Source organism: Ruegeria sp. CDSA221 (assembly GCF_059611825.1).
Genome location: NZ_JBXWPK010000026.1, coordinates 1 through 16549, shown reverse-complemented (window position 1 = coordinate 16549; position 16549 = coordinate 1). Strand labels below are relative to the sequence as shown.

The 16549-nt window shown below is 53.3% G+C and carries 12 protein-coding genes; 7 read left to right on the top strand and 5 right to left on the bottom strand.

The genetic code is table 11. From position 1 onward, the window contains the following. Positions 1 to 167 precede the first annotated feature (167 nt). Positions 168 to 1202 carry an AraC family transcriptional regulator ligand-binding domain-containing protein gene (locus AC2FJ5_RS21035; RefSeq protein WP_496794489.1) on the bottom strand — a complete coding sequence of 345 codons (1035 nt, stop codon included), beginning with the start codon at positions 1200 to 1202 and terminating at the stop codon, positions 168 to 170. Between the two features lie 401 nt (positions 1203 to 1603). Further along, entirely contained in the window at positions 1604 to 2827 is a 1224-nt protein-coding gene (locus tag AC2FJ5_RS21030) for an FAD-dependent monooxygenase (protein WP_496794488.1), read from the bottom strand. An 84-nt stretch (positions 2828 to 2911) separates the two neighbouring features. On the opposite strand from AC2FJ5_RS21030, the gene AC2FJ5_RS21025 reads away from it, so the two are divergent. From AC2FJ5_RS21025 to AC2FJ5_RS20995, 7 genes are all read left to right on the top strand, one after another. Then, positions 2912 to 3568, top strand: a complete 657-nt coding sequence (locus AC2FJ5_RS21025; protein WP_496794487.1) for a TetR/AcrR family transcriptional regulator — start codon at positions 2912 to 2914, stop codon at positions 3566 to 3568. A gap of 326 nt (positions 3569 to 3894) precedes the next feature. After that, positions 3895 to 5625 (top strand): sensor histidine kinase, encoded by a 1731-nt coding sequence (locus AC2FJ5_RS21020; RefSeq protein ID WP_496794486.1) that lies wholly within the window; start codon positions 3895 to 3897, stop codon positions 5623 to 5625. Further along, the gene (locus AC2FJ5_RS21015; RefSeq protein ID WP_496691965.1) at positions 5622 to 6962 is read left to right on the top strand and encodes a sigma-54-dependent transcriptional regulator; all 1341 of its coding nucleotides are present in this window, start codon (positions 5622 to 5624) and stop codon (positions 6960 to 6962) included. Before AC2FJ5_RS21020 ends, AC2FJ5_RS21015 begins: the two co-directional genes overlap by 4 nt. A gap of 125 nt (positions 6963 to 7087) precedes the next feature. After that, on the top strand, positions 7088 to 8098 hold the full coding sequence (gene dctP, locus AC2FJ5_RS21010; protein WP_496794485.1) for a TRAP transporter substrate-binding protein DctP: 1011 nt from the start codon (positions 7088 to 7090) through the stop codon (positions 8096 to 8098). Positions 8099 to 8166: 68 nt separating this feature from the next. Further along, a complete protein-coding gene (locus AC2FJ5_RS21005; protein ID WP_496794484.1) occupies positions 8167 to 8799 on the top strand; it encodes a TRAP transporter small permease subunit in 633 nt (210 codons plus the stop codon). An 11-nt stretch (positions 8800 to 8810) separates the two neighbouring features. Then, positions 8811 to 10211, top strand: coding sequence for a TRAP transporter large permease (locus tag AC2FJ5_RS21000; RefSeq protein ID WP_496701445.1), 1401 nt, complete (start codon positions 8811 to 8813; stop codon positions 10209 to 10211). A gap of 529 nt (positions 10212 to 10740) precedes the next feature. Next, positions 10741 to 11154, top strand: coding sequence for a cupin domain-containing protein (locus tag AC2FJ5_RS20995; RefSeq protein WP_050602994.1), 414 nt, complete (start codon positions 10741 to 10743; stop codon positions 11152 to 11154). A gap of 72 nt (positions 11155 to 11226) precedes the next feature. Here the strand turns inward: AC2FJ5_RS20995 and AC2FJ5_RS20990 are convergent, their stop codons facing one another. The 3 genes from AC2FJ5_RS20990 to AC2FJ5_RS20980 all read right to left on the bottom strand — a co-directional run bounded on the left by AC2FJ5_RS20990 (position 11227) and on the right by AC2FJ5_RS20980 (position 16500). Continuing rightward, positions 11227 to 12939 (bottom strand): adenylate/guanylate cyclase domain-containing protein, encoded by a 1713-nt coding sequence (locus AC2FJ5_RS20990; RefSeq protein ID WP_496794483.1) that lies wholly within the window; start codon positions 12937 to 12939, stop codon positions 11227 to 11229. A 287-nt stretch (positions 12940 to 13226) separates the two neighbouring features. Next, positions 13227 to 13721: a hypothetical protein gene (locus AC2FJ5_RS20985; RefSeq protein WP_496794482.1), complete on the bottom strand. Its 495-nt coding sequence runs from the start codon at positions 13719 to 13721 to the stop codon at positions 13227 to 13229. A gap of 154 nt (positions 13722 to 13875) precedes the next feature. After that, a complete protein-coding gene (locus tag AC2FJ5_RS20980; RefSeq protein ID WP_496794481.1) occupies positions 13876 to 16500 on the bottom strand; it encodes an AsmA family protein in 2625 nt (874 codons plus the stop codon). Between the last annotated feature and the right edge of the window lie 49 nt (positions 16501 to 16549).

Sequence of the window (16549 nt, the reverse complement as noted above, 5' to 3'; positions counted from 1 at the left end):
CTTCCATTTGAACTCAGAACTATCGAGTTCCGACCCTTGTGATTCATGCACTGATGCATGGGGATGACCTTTAACAGCGGATGCTTTGGACTGCGTTTGAGACGATGAGCTTCCGCTTTCTTGCCCCAGCCTGCAATGTTAACCGATTTGCACATCCTGAGGTCGACCTAAGCGGTTCGAGCACTGCCCGGAGATTGGCCCGTCCAAGTCTTGTAGGCATTGCTAAACGCCGCTTGATCAGAATAACCAAGCGCAAAAGCAATCTCAGACAGACTTAGCTTGGGGTCATCAAGATACTGCTCTGCCAGCCTTGCACGGATGTCCTTTAGCAGTTGTTTGTAAGTTGTGCCTTCCTTGGCAAGTTTGCGCCCAAGTGTGCTGATGCTCATCCCCAGTGTCTTCGCGATATCATCTTGTGTTGGAGCGCTAAAAGACAGTCGCGACATTATCTCGCTCTGCACCAAAGAACTTGTTTCACCTATTACTGGCGGTAAATCGTTCATCAACGTTTGCACATGTTTTTCAAGGTGCAGAAGCAATGCGGGATCCGTATCTTTGATCGGGATATCCATCACTGCTTTATCGAACAAGATGCCGGGAACTCTTTGTTTCTGCTTGATATTGACTGACAATGCACTGGAGATTTGGGTCCGCTTTTCTTCGGTCAATTCATGCGGAAAGCGTAGTTCAAGGACTGGCAAGGGCGTCTCAGCCGCAATTTGAAGGCTGGTCAAAAAAGCAGACATTCGAAACTCATTGTGAGCTCCATCAGAACGCATCAGTTCAGCGATGGAATCTATCTCCAGAAACATGCCACGTTCTTCTTCATAGAAGGACAGTTTGGCAAAGCCCCGAGCCAAGCGAGCATAGTTCACTGCCTTCTCGATTGCCTCGCCAACGGTCGGAGAGTTCAAAACGACATAGCTGAGGAGTGTAGTCTTTCTGGGGTTGAAGGTTTTTCCCGCAGTGATCGCAAACAGGGGGTCTCGGGTCTCTTGCACTGCAAGCTCCAAGAGGCGGAGCTCATTGCGAACATCAACAAAATCCGGCGGAGTTTTGTGACAATCAACGGGTAAGTTGGTCGATCTCAGAAGCGCAACAATATCTGAACCACGGTTTTCCAGAAGCCTGGCTAAGTGATGCACACCAAAACCTGGAACATTCCAAGATTGGCCGTCAGAACTCACCTTGTCCTCTTTCATGCTCATATGCCGCCCGAGACTGAAGTGCCCTGCTAATCAGGGCGTTTTGTGTTTTAGGTAACAATACGCAGGGTCCAAAAGCCATGCCAAGAAATCGTTTGATTGTCGGCGGCAATGTAGTGGTTTTTTACGCCTGAAGCGAACGGCAGAAATGCGGGCTGCGACCGCAGTATCATTATCGTATGCTGTATGTCCGGAAAGGGCCGTGATCCGCGCGCATAGTCCTCGCCGCCAATATGCTGCGGCGACACCGGGGGCTGCAAGAAGCCTAGACTGTCCAGACATCATCGAAGAGAGGTCGCCCGCTTTGTGGATTATGGGCGATAGACGCTTAAGAAGATCCGCTGTATCAAGTTTCTAAGGCTGCTCAAAATTGGACCAGTCATGCCCGTCACTTCGGCTCACGCTTGCTCACCGTAGAGATAGAGCTTTTCACCTGACAGGATCGCAAAGTGCAGATCCTCAAAATCCTTTGGCGACATATCCCCCCAATTAGGCGTTTCAACGACCTGCATCTGGCCAATACGTTGGCCAATTTGACTGAGGGTTTTTGCTTGTCCGCATCGTTGGGCGTCGTAGCTTTTGAGCAGGTCAGGTAAATCTTTGGCTGCGCCCGCAAGCATTTCCAGCGCCAGCGCGTCTTCTAATGCCTTTGTAGCCCCGCTTGCGGTGTGCGGGCGGGTCATTGTTCCTGCATCGCCAATCAGCAGCGTTCTTTTGCTGACATAGGTATCGACGATGCTGTCATAGATCGGCTGTATCGACACGTCTTTGTGGCGGGTTTGGGCGAGGAGGCTGCGAATGGCGGGTGGAAAGTGATCGTTCAACAGCATCTGAAGCTCGGCGAACGCCGCCATCGTGACACTGCCTGGGGGAATAGATTCGACGCCGTTCAACGGTTGTGCTTCAGGACAGGATGCGTACACTGCCCAATTCACACGGCGTTGCCCGGTCGCGGCGCTGCCGTCAAAATTCGGGATCATGTAAAGGACTCCGTGTCCGCCCGAAAAAGGGACAGTCAACCAGGCCGTCTCTTTGTCGATCGCCTCAATCAAATGGGTGTCGGCACACTCTGCCTCAGGATAATTCCCGCGCCACAGCACATAGCCTGCGTAGTCCGTTTCGATTTGGGGATGCATCCTTTGGCGCACCGCAGAGTTGTATCCATCCGCGCCTATGAGAAGATCAAAGTCTCGCGTCTCACCGTCCTGGAAGGTCACTGTGACGCCATTTGCAGTCTCTGTGAAATCCAAGAGCATCTTGCCCTCGTGATAGATGTCATCGGAGACTGTTTCCCGCAGCGCACGCCACAGGTTCCCCCAGTTATTGGCGAAGGCGGGGGTCGCTTGGGTCCACAAGCGCTTTCCGTCACGACTTCCATCGGGAAACTGCCACCAACGCGATTTCATCTCGCAACTTGGGAAATTCTTAGGAAGATATCCCTTGTCCATAAGCGTGGCGCGTAGAGGGCCCGGAATGCCGATGCCGGACCCGCGGTCCATCAGCCCTTTTGAGGATCGTTCGAACACGTCCACATTGCAGCCAGCTCGGGTCAACGCTGTTGCTGCGGCGCAGCCTGCGATGCTGCCACCGATCACACCAACTTGCAAACCTTCCAGACTCATGCATTCCTCCCAAGTCGAATTCACATAACTTTATCTTGTATATTTAATTATACAATGTAAAATAAAGAAATGCACAAACCCACTATGCGATCGAAAAAAACAAACAAACGCCGTGACTTAACGGTGGGCAAAATTGTTGAAGCGTCCCTTGTCGTTTTGAAGTCAAGCGACCCATCTGCACTTACAATGCGGCGCGTGGCAGAAGAATGCGGTGTTTCAGCCATGGCGATCTATCATCATATCGACGACAAGAACCAACTCGCCACCCTCGCAGTTGATAGCCTCTTTCTTGCAGCCGCGCAGGGTCTGCGAATAGGGGAAGATTGGAGAGACCGCTTACTCGATTTTTTGGAGGAGGTTCGAAAGCGGCTATTGGAAACACCTGGTGCGGGCATGATCTTTGTCCGCCAGGCTATCATCGGCCCCGGAACCGCCACCACGACAGAGCTGATGTTTGAATGTCTCAGGGCGGGTGGGTTCAGCGGTAGGGCCATCGCCGAAGCGAGTGACGCAATTACCATGCTACTCATCGGATCGATCGCCAACGATCTCACCCGGCCACCGCAGATACGTGAGGAGTTGGGCAAGCAACTCGCGCCCGAGGATACCCCGATATTACAAAAGAACATGCAAACCTATGCAACCAGAGACGGCGGCGAACGGTTCATGCTTGCTATAGGCTGGATTCTTGATGGGGTCACTCAAGCGGATGCAACAGGATCCAGAACCAAAACCTTATAAGCCGATCTTGATCTTGATCTTTGGTTTTTGGTCGGCAACTCCGTCCTTCACACCTTAGACCGACCTGTGCTCTCAGCGTGTCCCGTGAATGTCCGGAATGCGGGCTGCGACCGCAGCATGTCGGTTGGCTGCTGGATGTCGGCTCTGCGCCGAGTCTGCTTGCGCAATGCACATAGTTGTTTCGGCGGGTTCGTTCATTGCTTCGCGTTCTCAAATTACTCGGTCATTCTTGTTTGGCCTGAACATCCAAATATCGGATTAGAACTCTTGGGATGGACGGCTAATACCTACTGTGATCCTATGCTGTCGCAGTTCATGGGCATTCAATGCGATCAGCTTCGTATATTGTAGGTATTTTGGTAGCCATTGCCGCCAGCATTGGCCTTTATTTGGTTTCTTACCAGTACTTCGTTTCGGAGGAGCTTTCGAAAGCTCAGGGCCGGCTCTCTCTCTACCAAAGCTCGGTAAACAGCGAACTCGAACGATTTTCCCATCTCACATATGTGCTGTCACAGGATTCCTTTGTAATTGGAACAGCCGAAGGAGACGGCACCGGAGCTTTAAACCGACGCCTTGAGGATTTTGCGGAGCGGGCGGAGCTGGATGCTATCTACCTGATGGACGAAGACGGGATCACGATTTCCGCATCGAACTACCGCAACACAGAGAGCTTTGTTGGCCAGAACTACGCTTTCCGCCCGTATTTCCAAAGTGCCATTTCTGGCAAACAGGGCCGCTTCTATGCCATCGGGGCGACGACTGGTCTGCCAGGATACTTCATCGCCAACGCAGTGCTTGACGACCAGGGAGATTCAACTGGCGTCATAGCGATTAAGATCGATTTCTCTAATCTTCAGGATAGTTGGAAAAACTCGGGCGAACAGGTTCTTTTGGCCAATGAAGACGGTGTCGTTCTGCTTTCTTCGAACTCGGATTGGCAATATCGCTCGTTGACGCCATTGTCAGAACCACAGCGAGAGCGAATTCGAAACGCCCGGCAGTTTCCGGGGCAAGCCTTAGATGCGTTGGATTGGGTTGAGTTGCCGGGAGATCAGGCCAGAATTGCGGGGACGAAGCGCTTGCATCTTGCAGCAACGGATTTGCCTCATGGCTGGTCGCTTCACTATTTTGCAAGTGACGATCAGGCTGTAGCGCGCAGTTGGCTTGTAACTGCAGTTTTTGTCCTCTTGGCGGGGCTCACATTTATCTTCTTCCAGATACAACGTGCGAGACGTGTAAGCGCTGCCTTGGCGCGGTCCGAAGAGGAAGAAGCAATGCTGCGCGAAGCAAATGAAAGGCTTGCCATCGAAATCGACGACCGCAAAACCGCCGAGCGGAGCCTCAAACGCACCCAGGGCGAGTTGGAGCGCGCAAGCCGACTGGCCGCTCTTGGGCAACTATCCGCGTCGGTCACGCATGAGCTGGGCCAGCCCATCGCGGCGATGCGCAATCATCTGGTGGCTGCAGAGATTTCATCTTCCGGTGAAACCAAGCTGCCACAAAAAATCGGCAGCCTGGTTGACAGGATGGAAGGGATCACACGCCAATTGCGGTTTTTTGCACGGTCGGAGAGTGAGGCGTTCGACGACGTAGACTTATGCACTTCGGTTAATGCCGCGTTGGCTCTGGTTGCCCCAAACATCGAACAGGGCAAGGTGAAAATCTCAATTGATGCGTCGACTGGTCCAGCGTTTATCCGGGGCAGTGCCCTGCGGATCGAACAGGTCATCACAAATCTTTTGCGCAATGCCATAGATGCTACGGATGAAGCGGATGCGCCTGAAATCCATATCGCTGTCATGGCTTCTGATGATGAGGTCGTGTTGGAAATTCAAGACAACGGTCACGGGTTGGGCGAGGCAACGCTGGCAGAGTTGCAAGAGCCATTTGTAACCACAAGAGAGAGCGGGAGAGGCATGGGCTTGGGACTGGCCATTTCCACCAGCATTGTCAAAGATCACGATGGCACAATGACGGCCAGAAATCGAAATGGCGGCGGAACAATTTTCCGTGTCACCTTCCCGATAGCCTCAAATACTGAAGAAACGGACGAATGAACCTGCAGCAACCCTTCAAAGTTTTGGTCGTTGACGATGACAAATCAATGCGACAGTCTCTTGTTGAGTTGCTCGAAGCCGCCGACTGGACTGTCAGCGCCTTGCCACGTGCGACTCAGGTGACGGAGCATCTGGCTAACGCCTCGCCCGATGTCATTCTGTCCGATGTGCGTATGCCCGGCATGTCGGGACTTGAATTGCTGGCCAGCCTGGACAGGCATGTGGCGCCTCCGGTCGTACTGATTTCGGCGCATGGTGACATCCCGATGGCCGTTCAGGCCATACAGGACGGGGCGTATGGGTTCATCGAAAAGCCATATGAACCACGGCGATTGCTTACGGTGCTGAGGCACGCGGCTGAACAAAACCGAATGCGAAAAAGCAATGCCCGCCTCAAAGACCGGCTGTTCAAACTGTCAGGCCTTGACCGCATCCTGCTGGGCCAAACAGATGCTATTACAGACTTGCGACAAGATGTACTTGATCTTGCTGATACTTCGGTTGCGGTTTTGTTGCAGGGAGATACCGGCACCGGGAAAGAGCTGGTTGCCCATGCTTTACATGATTTGGGTCGCTCGCCGGAGGCACCGTTTCTGGCGTTGAATTGCGCCGCATTGTCTGCCGATACGTTTGAAGCGGAAATGTTCGGCGTCGCGGGTGAATCCGACGGAAGGCTTGTGGCGGCATCGGGCGGAACCTTGTTTCTGGACGAAATCTGCTCGTGCCCACCAGCGGCGCAAGCCAAGCTACTAAGGGTCATCGAAGATCAGCAGGTGCTGCCGGTGGGGGCTGTGTCGCCAGTGCCAGTAAGCTTCAGGGTCGTGTCAGCAACCAACGAGGACATTGTATTGGCAGCCGAGGAAGGCCGCCTGCGTAAGGACCTTTTGTTTCGACTGAATACTGTTGTCCTGTCTTTACCTCCGCTACGTCAAAGACGGGATGATCTGGTTCTGTTGGCAACGCATTTCTTGAACGAATACGCGCAGATTTATGAGATAGACGCACCAGAACTCGATCAGGACGATTTGGCTGCTCTGCTTGCACATGATTGGCCCGGCAATGTGCGTGAATTGCGCCATGTCTGCGAACGGCGCATTTTGGCGGCCCGGCGCGGAGGAGGGTCAGTGGCGCAGGCGATCCAAAGCGATCAGCATTTCGACGATGTGCCGGATACGCTACGCGAAGCGGTTGCTGCTTTTGAACGCGAGCTCATCGGCAAAGCCGTCAAGGCGCATAAAGGCCGCATGGATGCCGCCGCCGAAGCGCTTGGGATTGGCCGCCGGACGCTCAACGAAAAGATTGTTAAACTTGGTCTCGATAAAGAGGCGCTGTTGTAGGAGAAATCACTCTGCGGATATCCGCAGGGACTCCGAAACTTCACACGCATTTTCCTTCATAGGCAGGCTGCCGTGCATCCTGAATACTCTGCCCAAACACATTGCGTGATCTGGGAGGAGCCATTATGCGCAAACATCTTAACCGGGCGGCCATTGCCGCCCTGTCGCTGACCGTTGCATCCGAGGCACTGGCTGTCGAATGGAACGTTTCCCTGTGGGGCAAGCGTCGCGCCTTTACCGAACACGTCGAGAAACTTGCCGAATTGGTAAACGAAAAGACGGGCGGCGAGTTCACACTCAACATCAGCTATGGTGGTCTGTCGAAGAACAAAGAAAATCTTGATGGGATTTCGATCGGTGCGTTTGAAATGGCCCAGTTCTGCGCCGGTTATCATCGCGACAAAAACCCCTCGATCACGGTTCTGGAACTGCCGTTTCTGGGTGTGACATCGCTGGACCAAGAGGTCGATCTGTCGATGGCTGTCTACCAACACCCGGCCGTTGTCGAGGATCTGGCCCGCTGGGACGCAACCTTGCTGATGCCTTCGCCGCTGCCGCAGTATAACCTTGTTGGCGTCGGTGAAGCACCCAAATCCCTAACCGATTTCGAAGGTCTGAGCGTTCGGGCGACTGGCGGCATCGGTAAAGCGATGGAGACGGTTGGGGCCGTTCCGACCTCAATGTCTGCATCCGAAGTGCGTCAGGCAATGGACAGCGGCATCGTCAAAGCGGTAAGCTTTGCGCCACACGCGCATATGTCCTTTGGCACCATTGAAAATGGCACGTGGTGGACAACGAACTTCAACCCCGGCACCGTCAACTGCCCTGTCGTGGTGAACACGCTGGCACTGGAAGATCTATCTGACGAACACCGCGAAGCTCTGCTGGGATCGGTGGAAGAGGCACTGGATCACTACGTGAGCCACTACCAGACCAAAACGATGGAAGCGTGGGGCCCTGAGTTGGATCAGCGCGGCATCGAACGGGTCACTTTCAGTGATGAAGAAATCGCAGCGTTCAAAGAAGCTGCTGCCGCCCCCGCGGCCGAGGCCTGGATTGCAGAAAACACCGAGCGTGGCCTGCCAGCACAAGAGCTTTATGACCTTGTGACCGGGAAGATCGCTAACGGCAGCTAATCCACTCACTGCCCGGCGTCAGCTTGATTGGCGTCGGGTTCTTTCTTTCCTGACAGCGGAGTACAACGATGGCCGGGTCATCCCAGGTGCTGTCCAACGACAGCCGTCTCAGCATTCTCGATAAACATCTCTACAAACTGGAAAGCTTTCTGGCTCTGATCAGCGGTCTTGCAGTTTTCTCGCTGATGGTCATGGCCGTAGTCTCCGTTGGTGGTCGGAATTTCGCCAATGCGCCACTTCCTGGTTACGTGGACTGGATCGAGCAGGCCATGCCGTTGATCGCCTTCATGGGGATTTCCTATGCGCAGCGCGATGGCGGCCACATACGAATGGACATGGTCGTTGGAGCGCTTAGAGGCCGGACGCTCTATATCGTTGAGTTTATCACGACCGCTGTCATTCTGGCGCTGATCGTCTTGCTGATCTGGGGGAGCTGGGCGCATTTCGCGCGCAGTTTCGACTATGGTGCCCCACTGTGGAGCCGCGACAGCTCGATCGACATAGGTATCCCGCTGTGGCCCGCCAAGCTGTTGGCACCCGTCGCCTTCAGCGTGCTTTGCATAAGGCTCTTTCTGCAGCTCTGTGCCTACGGTCGTGCAATTCGCCATCCTGACCAGCCGCCTATCGCCGTCCCGTTGATTCCCGATGCCGCCACCCAGGCTGCAATGGAAGCCGAGCATGTCTCGGGCCACGACAACTGAGGTAAATTCTGATGGAACCCATTGAAATTGGTCTGATCGTCTCGGGCGGAATGCTTGTTCTTGTGGTGCTGGGTATGCGTGTGGCATTTGCTGCCGCAACGGCCGGAATGGTTGGCCTGATCTGGATCTTCTGGGCCAAGTTTGGGTACGACCCGGCGCGGTTCGGCAAGGCTGTGACTGTGGCCGTCAAAACAGCGGGGCAGGTGCCGCATTCCAAGATTTCGAGCCAGGCGCTGAGCCTTATCCCGACCTTCATCCTGATTGGCTACCTCGCCTACTACGCGGGCCTGACCAAAGCACTGTTCGAGGCCGCCAAGCGATGGCTGGCATGGGTTCCTGGCGGGCTGGCGGTTTCGACCGTTTTCGCGACCGCCGGGTTCGCTGCGGTTTCAGGAGCCTCGGTTGCCACATCCGCCGTTTTCGCCCGCATCGCCATCCCCGAGATGCTGAAGATCGGCTACGACAAGCGCTTTGCTGCAGGTGTCGTCGCTGCAGGCGGCACATTGGCGTCGCTCATCCCTCCCTCGGCTATTCTGGTCATCTACGCGATCATCGTGGAGCAAGACGTGGGCAAACTGCTTTTAGCCGGTTTCATTCCGGGCATGTTCTCTGCTTTGATCTATGGCTTGCTGATCATTGGCATGGCTGTTGTGATCAAAGACTTTGGCCCCCCAGTCTCAGGCTTTACATGGAAAGAGCGTTTCATGTCTCTTCCGCCTGCATTGCCTATCTTGTTTGTCGTCGTGACGATTATCTTCTTTGTCTACAACCCATTCGGAGGCGATGCTTGGGGCACGCCAACCGAGGGTGGCGCAATCGGTGCCTTCGTTGTCTTTCTGATGGCGCTTTACCAGGGCATGCGCTGGTCCGAACTTAAAGACGCGTTGCTGGAGACGGCCAAGCTAAGCGTCATGATCTTTACCATCATCTGGGGCGTGCTGGTCTATGTTCGTTTTCTGGGTTTTGCCGAACTACCCAGCGCGTTCTCCGACTGGATCACCTCGCTTGAGATGTCACCAATGCTCATTCTGATCTGTATCCTGCTGGCTTATGCTGTACTGGGCATGTTCATGGATGCGATAGGTATGCTGCTGCTGACGTTGCCCGTAGTTTACCCAGCCGTCATGGCGTTGAACGGTGGTGAAGCGGTAAGTGCGACCGATAGTACCTTTGGAATGTCCGGCCCGATGTGTGCCATCTGGTTTGGCATTCTGGTAGTCAAAATGGCCGAGTTTTGCCTGATCACCCCACCTATCGGGCTGAATTGCTTTGTAGTGGCTGGCGTGCGTGATGACCTAAGCGTTCAGGATGTTTTTAAAGGTGTAACGCCTTTCTTTCTGGCGGATGCAGCGACGATCGCAATGCTCGTTGCGTTCCCTGCTATCGTTCTGTGGCTTCCTGGACAGGTTTGAATTGCAGGGGATGATTTTTGAGCGCGGTTTGCCGGTGCGGCTTAGACAAAGATGCAAGATGCGTGCCATTCATGAATAAGCAACGGCGACCAAAAGCATAGATAGCTGGCGTCATTATCTGTTCAGTCGTGTAAAGGCGTGTCGACTGATTTGGGCCGTCCGCATGATCAGCTATTGGTGGGGCAGGGGACCTTTCTGCAACGGCACCGGAGCCTGTTGTGAGCCCAAAGCAGAATCTTGAGAGATAGTGGAAAGAGCACTCCGCCGTCACCACGGCGAAGTGCTGAATAGTGTGTGTTTAGCTGCCTTTCGTCGAGCGTGCGAAATCCTGTAGAACGGTAACTCACGGTCTGCAGGGCTAAGCCGCCACTCGCCGCACCGTCCACTAAGAAGCGCTCCGCGAACTTTGCGGACCCCGGAACAGCCTTTGACACAACAATTTGGAACGCCGCAGTTAACTGCGTGCACACCAGCATTGATTTCGAAAAGGTCCCAATGCCATCATCTTCTAAAAGTAGGAGGGGATTAGATGTGGAAACCAATCATATTTGCTTTTTTGATTGTCGTGACTGGTGCCGCAGCGGCTATGTCGCACGATGTGCGGGATCCAGCGACTTTGCAAAAACCGCTTATTCAGGACTTGCTAACCGAGTCGCTCAAAAGCACTGAGGGCTTGGAGGTTGTCGTGAGCCATGTTGCCCTACCACCAAACCTCACTTTACCAATGCATTGGCATCCCGGTGAAGAATTTGCCTACATTCTGCAGGGCAGCGTCACCCTCATCCTAGACGGCGAAGGCGAACAAGAAGCTTTTTCAGGTGACGTAGGCGTCGTTCCGTTGAAAAAAGTGCACACCGCTCGCTCAGGGGACGAAGGGGCAACCATTTTGGTGTTCCGTGTCCATGAGGAGGGCCAGCCAGGCAGAGTTTTGGTCAGCGACTGATTTTCAAGACAAAGGCGAAATATCCTTTACCGAATGCATGGTTGTCGGAACCGGGGGGGGTGCCGTTTGCCTTCACACTTGCAACCCTGCTTTTTTCCACCCGCTGCGCCAGCGATCAGCGCAGGTTGGAATAGAGAATAATGGTAAACGTGTTGTCTCGGTTATCGAAGCCGCATTCGGAGCGATCTCGTTCAATTTGACAGCCGCTGTTTTTGCCGCATCTATGTCATCGAGCTCAGCGAGCGAGGCAATCAGCATCAGGTGGCTCATCAGGAAGGTTGCACGCACAGACAAGGCTTCGCGACAGGCCTGCGCGGCTTCCTCATAACGTCCCAAGTGAAACAAGGCGGCACCCTGTCCCATGAAAGCGGCGTGCCGCAATGGATCACCCGGGCTGAGTTCGACAGACCGGACTGCATGTTCCAGCGCCTTGTCAGGGCGATTCAGCAAATAAAGATTTGCAGCGGCGAGCATGTGGACCGTCGCCGCGTTGGGATTTTCCGACAATGCTTCCTTAAAGGCTGTCCGCGCGCGGGACAGGTCCTGTGCCAGCATAGAGATCGAATGTGCGGCATAAGCCTTTGCAATGCCGTCCGCGCGATCGCTCCGCAGCACCTGCTCTGCGGCCGCGACAGCTGACTTGGGTCCCTGATCTACAGGCTCCAAACCTTGCACAAGACGTTGGATATGAAGCCATGCTAGCAAGCCCGCTGCGGAGGCGTATTCCGGATCTCGATCCAAAGCCAGTTTTGTCAGTCGTATTGCCTCTATGTTGTCTTGGTCAGTCAGCAAGTGGAAATGTGATAATGCTCGGAGGTAGAGCTCGTATGCCTGTAAGTCCTTGGTGGGTTTTGCACGCGCACGATTTGTTTCAGCGTGCCGCACCGATGGTTCAATAGCTGTAACTACGTCTTCGGTGACTTGATCTTGAAGATCAAAGATGTCGTCGAGCACACCGTCAAAGCGGTCCGCCCACAAATGGCTCCCATTTTCGGTATCTATGAGCTGTCCCGTGATGCGGACGCGCTGCCCGGAACGCCGAACGGAGCCTTCCAGTACATACCGAACCCCTAAGTCGCGGCCCACGTCGCGGATGTCCGTGCTTTTCCCCTTATAAGCAAAAGAAGAATTTCGTGCGACGACCATCAACCAACGAAACCGAGATAGCTCAGTTATGATGTCTTCCGTTATGCCATCGGCAAAGAACTCCTGCTCCGGATCACCCGACATATTGTCGAATGGGAGCACTGCGATTCCCGGCCTCACATCCGCTTTGATCGCGAGATTGGCTTTCGTACCCTTTGGCCAACACCAGATTCCAACATGCCGCGTGATGTTTTTCAGTTCGGTTTGCTCTCCGCCGTCGAATAATCCCGCATCGTTACGGTCAAGGCTGTTATGTGACGTATCCGAAAAGAGCACTTGTCCCGGCTTCGCGAGAGCCTCCAGACGCGCCGCAACATTGATGCCGTCGCCGAAAATGTCATCGCCGTCAGATACCACTTCCCCTGTGTGAACCCCGATGCGCAGTTTGATGTGGTCAGGTTTGTGGGCGGACTGAACTGCGATCGCGCAAGCTGCTGCTTCAGATGGTGATTGAAACTCGGCGATCCAGCCGTCGCCCATGCTTTTGATCAGTGAACCATTGGTATCTTCCACGATCGGGAGAAACGTGTCCTCGCGGAAGGTCTTTAATGCAGCGACTGTGCCAGTACGGTCCTGATCCATCAGCGCGGAATAGCCCACAATGTCGGCGGCCAATACCGTCGTGAGACGTCTTCCCATTCACCCCTCCTCTTTGCAATGAAGTTAGCTCGGTGGGTTGCTTCTGTCAGCCCATTCGTCAGATTTTGAAAAGCCTTAATGAATAGAAAGCACAGGTACAGGCATACACGCACAACTAAAAAGGTAATGCTCAAATACCTGTCGCGCATTCAGCAAACGGTCACCTTCATATCCGCGGAGTTAGTTACTTGCGTCTCTTTAGATGCCAATGTTCGTGGCAAAGCAATTCCGCTTTGGGCTCAAGGCAGACGTTCCTCTAAACTCGTTGAACGTCTGCTGAGCGGGACTTAGCCGTCATTCGGCTTTTTGATTTGGTCTTCGAGCTCTTGCAAAAACTCGTCTCGTTCTTCACTAGAGAACTCGTCCAAATTATAGTGTAACCATCCCCAACATGACGGAATGGCATATCTTAGTGTCGAAGGGTATTCAGGCGGGCGAACCAAACCCAAAACAACGTTGGCGTTTGTTACAAAGCCGTAAATATCAAATGCTTCCGGCTCCGCACCTAGCTCGTCACCTGTCGACTCCTTGTCCAAGCATGTTCTAACGGAAAACTGTTCTGCACCAACCCCATACAAGTATTGAGCATCGGAATACCTCGCATTCCAGCACAGCTCATAGTCGGAAGATTCAATTTCAAATGTCTTGACGTTGGCTGTGACCAGCAAAATCTCCTGCGAGAAAATGTCATCGTAAGCAAAATTCGGATCAGGACTGCAGGCCAACGCAACTGAGCCTAAAGACAAGTTAAACAATAGGAAGCTTCGAAACCAAACAATCATTCAATAGGGAGTAGCAGTTGTTTTAGCCCTCGAAAAGTGTGATGTTAGGTCTGAAGCTCTGTCGCTTTGGGCTCAAAACGGAAATCCCTTTTCGGGAGCACTGCAATCTTTTTTAATTCTAGATTTATTCCTGAACCAACTGCCTCCACTACTACTACTGCAGTTGCAAAATATCCGGGACGCAGAGTTTTCTTTTGGCAGGCATTTTGTCTGCACCATCTGATCGTTTCAGTCGCTTCGGGCCGTCCTTGACCTTGATTTTCGGCTTAGCTAGCGGGCCTTTTAGAGTCACTGGCCAGGGGCTTTTCGAAAGAGGTTCGCCGATCTTGCGGGGCTGTAGATCTAAATCCAAGACCTTGCCAGCCACATCGACCCCGCCAAAAACGACAACTTGGACATGATCCGTTTCCAAGGTGGTTTGTTTCGTCGAAATACTTCCATTGGAGATACTAATCGGCGCGCGCAAGCACACGATCGGAGCAACCTTTTGTTTTTCTTTGGTAAACACCCAAGGTAGCACACCCAGCCCCGCCAAATCCAAAAGCTGGGTCTCGATCGAGCCATCACGCAATGAAACTGTGGCGTTGCCGTTCATGCTGTTGGCAAAGTGCTTGGGTGAATCGGTTCCTCCTGACACCGAAAAATCTGCATAGATCGTACCGCTTGCACCTTTTTTGAAGTTCAGACCGTGAAGAATATCATCCAGCTGCCAGCCGCCTGCCTTGCCGGTCAACGTGAGCAGGTGCGCGTCGTTCGATAGATCCATTTGCCCGCTGACGTCGAAATGAGCGCCTCCGTATTCAAATTTCAAAGGTCCGGCCTTAAGCTCATTTTTGTTAAGCGTCAGTTCGCTCTGCAAACTGCTAATGCCTTTGGCGCCCTCTATGTGCCGAAGGTCAATGTCGACATCCATATCCATACCGGACAAGAGAACTGAACGCCCAATTGGTTTAAGCGTCACATTTCTCAAAGGGCCAGTGTCATCTGCTTCTTGATTGACGTCTTCCTCGTCGGGCCCCGTACCGCCTAGCTTCCGCAACTGTGCGGCGGCCTGAATGATAGTTCGAATATGATCTATCTTTATCAAGTCACTCTCTATGGAACCTTTCAGCACAGGATCACTTGTTGCATCATCAAGATCGGCGACAATTTCCAGGACAGATTCAGAAACCTCGACATTGGCACTCGCGTTCCAATCGGTGCCTTCGCTAGCGAGGTCAATCTCAAGGCGAGCCCGCCCGGTTTCCACGCGATCAAGCGATAGTGCCTCCAAAAGGTCTGCACCTGATGGGACTTCAACATCGATTGCCAAATCCAGGTCCTCGAATTTGAGTACATTCTTGACAGTGCCATGTACTTCGAGGTTCCAGACTTCCGTTTCGCTTGTCCTGCCATCCAAATTCGTCAGCGATAGCTGATTGATGTCGCCATTCAAATGAAAGTCGCCGGAAAATCTGCCGAGTTGGTCGTCCGGTCCTAACAGTTCTGGTGAGATCAAACTGCTTGCCGGAATATCCATTAGACCTTCTGCTGATATTCCTTGTAACTGCAGCGCGTCATCGACCGAACCGTCCAGAATGATAAACGGATCAGCCGGGTTCCCAATTCTCAAGTTGATGCTTCCGACCCTTAAGGCGCCTTCTGGTGTTCTGGAAAGTTCGGAGAACTTGATCGGAGGCGGACCCTCGCCAGACGTGTCCAATGTGAATCCGTTGGTCTTAATGACCATTTGCCGCTGCGGAATCCGCCCGGGGACGCTGTCGATAACCATGTCGACCGCGATAAGTTTAAGATCATACCGCGATGCGGCTGTGCCCGGTTCAGCATCTTCAGGGTACAACCGAATGCGGGTTGTCAGCGATACGTCTTCCGGATTTCCCAATTCCCCGATCTGCCCCGTCAACGAAAGGCTTTGTCCGCCTTCCAATTCAGCCAATACAGATAGGTCGTCAATTCGTGCTACACCGTCGACCGATTTGAATGTTGCACCAATACTTCCTGAACCTTCCAGGACACGGTCAATCTTCAGGATATCGAGAAGCTGGCCAAGTTCTACAACCTCTAGGGTCGTCTTCACTTGCAACCCGTCTTCAATGGGGGATTCCTCTGCGGTAATCGAAATCTGTTCGAAGTTCACCGCTACCTGAAACGGGTCTTCCGCAGGGAATGTCGCGTTCAGATCAAACCTCTCTCCGTTTAGCGAACCGGCCCCAACTGAGGTCGCAACGTCGGTTTCCGTATCGCGTTTTAGAAGCAGCTCAGAAAGCTTCAGATCCAGCTCAAGCCCGTTTAGATCATTTCGGTAGAAAACGGTGATATCGGTCAGGTCAATTTTATGGTCCGTTAGAACTCCAGCCAAAGGCATTTTAGGAGACTTAGCAGCTTGCCCGGCTTCTACATCTGATTGGGAAAGGGACTGCCAGTTTCCGACGCCGTCTTTGCCTGTGATCAGGTTCAGGTGAACGCCCGAGAGAGAAAGGTTGCTCAGCGATAGATTACTGTTCCAGAGGTCGCGCGTGGAAATTTCGAACTCAAGTTCGTCGATTGCTGCCAGATTCTCGTTCGCTCTCCGCGAACCGGGTAGTACCAGCCCCGCCGCTGACACCTGCAAGTGCCGGCCAAGGCCCAGACGCACTTCATCCTCTATGATGACGTCCTGACCAAGTTTCTTGGAGATCAGGTTTTCAACGAAGGTGGTCCTTACAGAAGAAAACAACGTAGAAGACAAGAAAAGCCAAGCTGCTAACACAGCTGTGAATCCCGGAGGCAAAATACCCACGGAATCGGTCGGATGATCTGACCGTCGCGGAGCAAAATTCCGCAGTCTG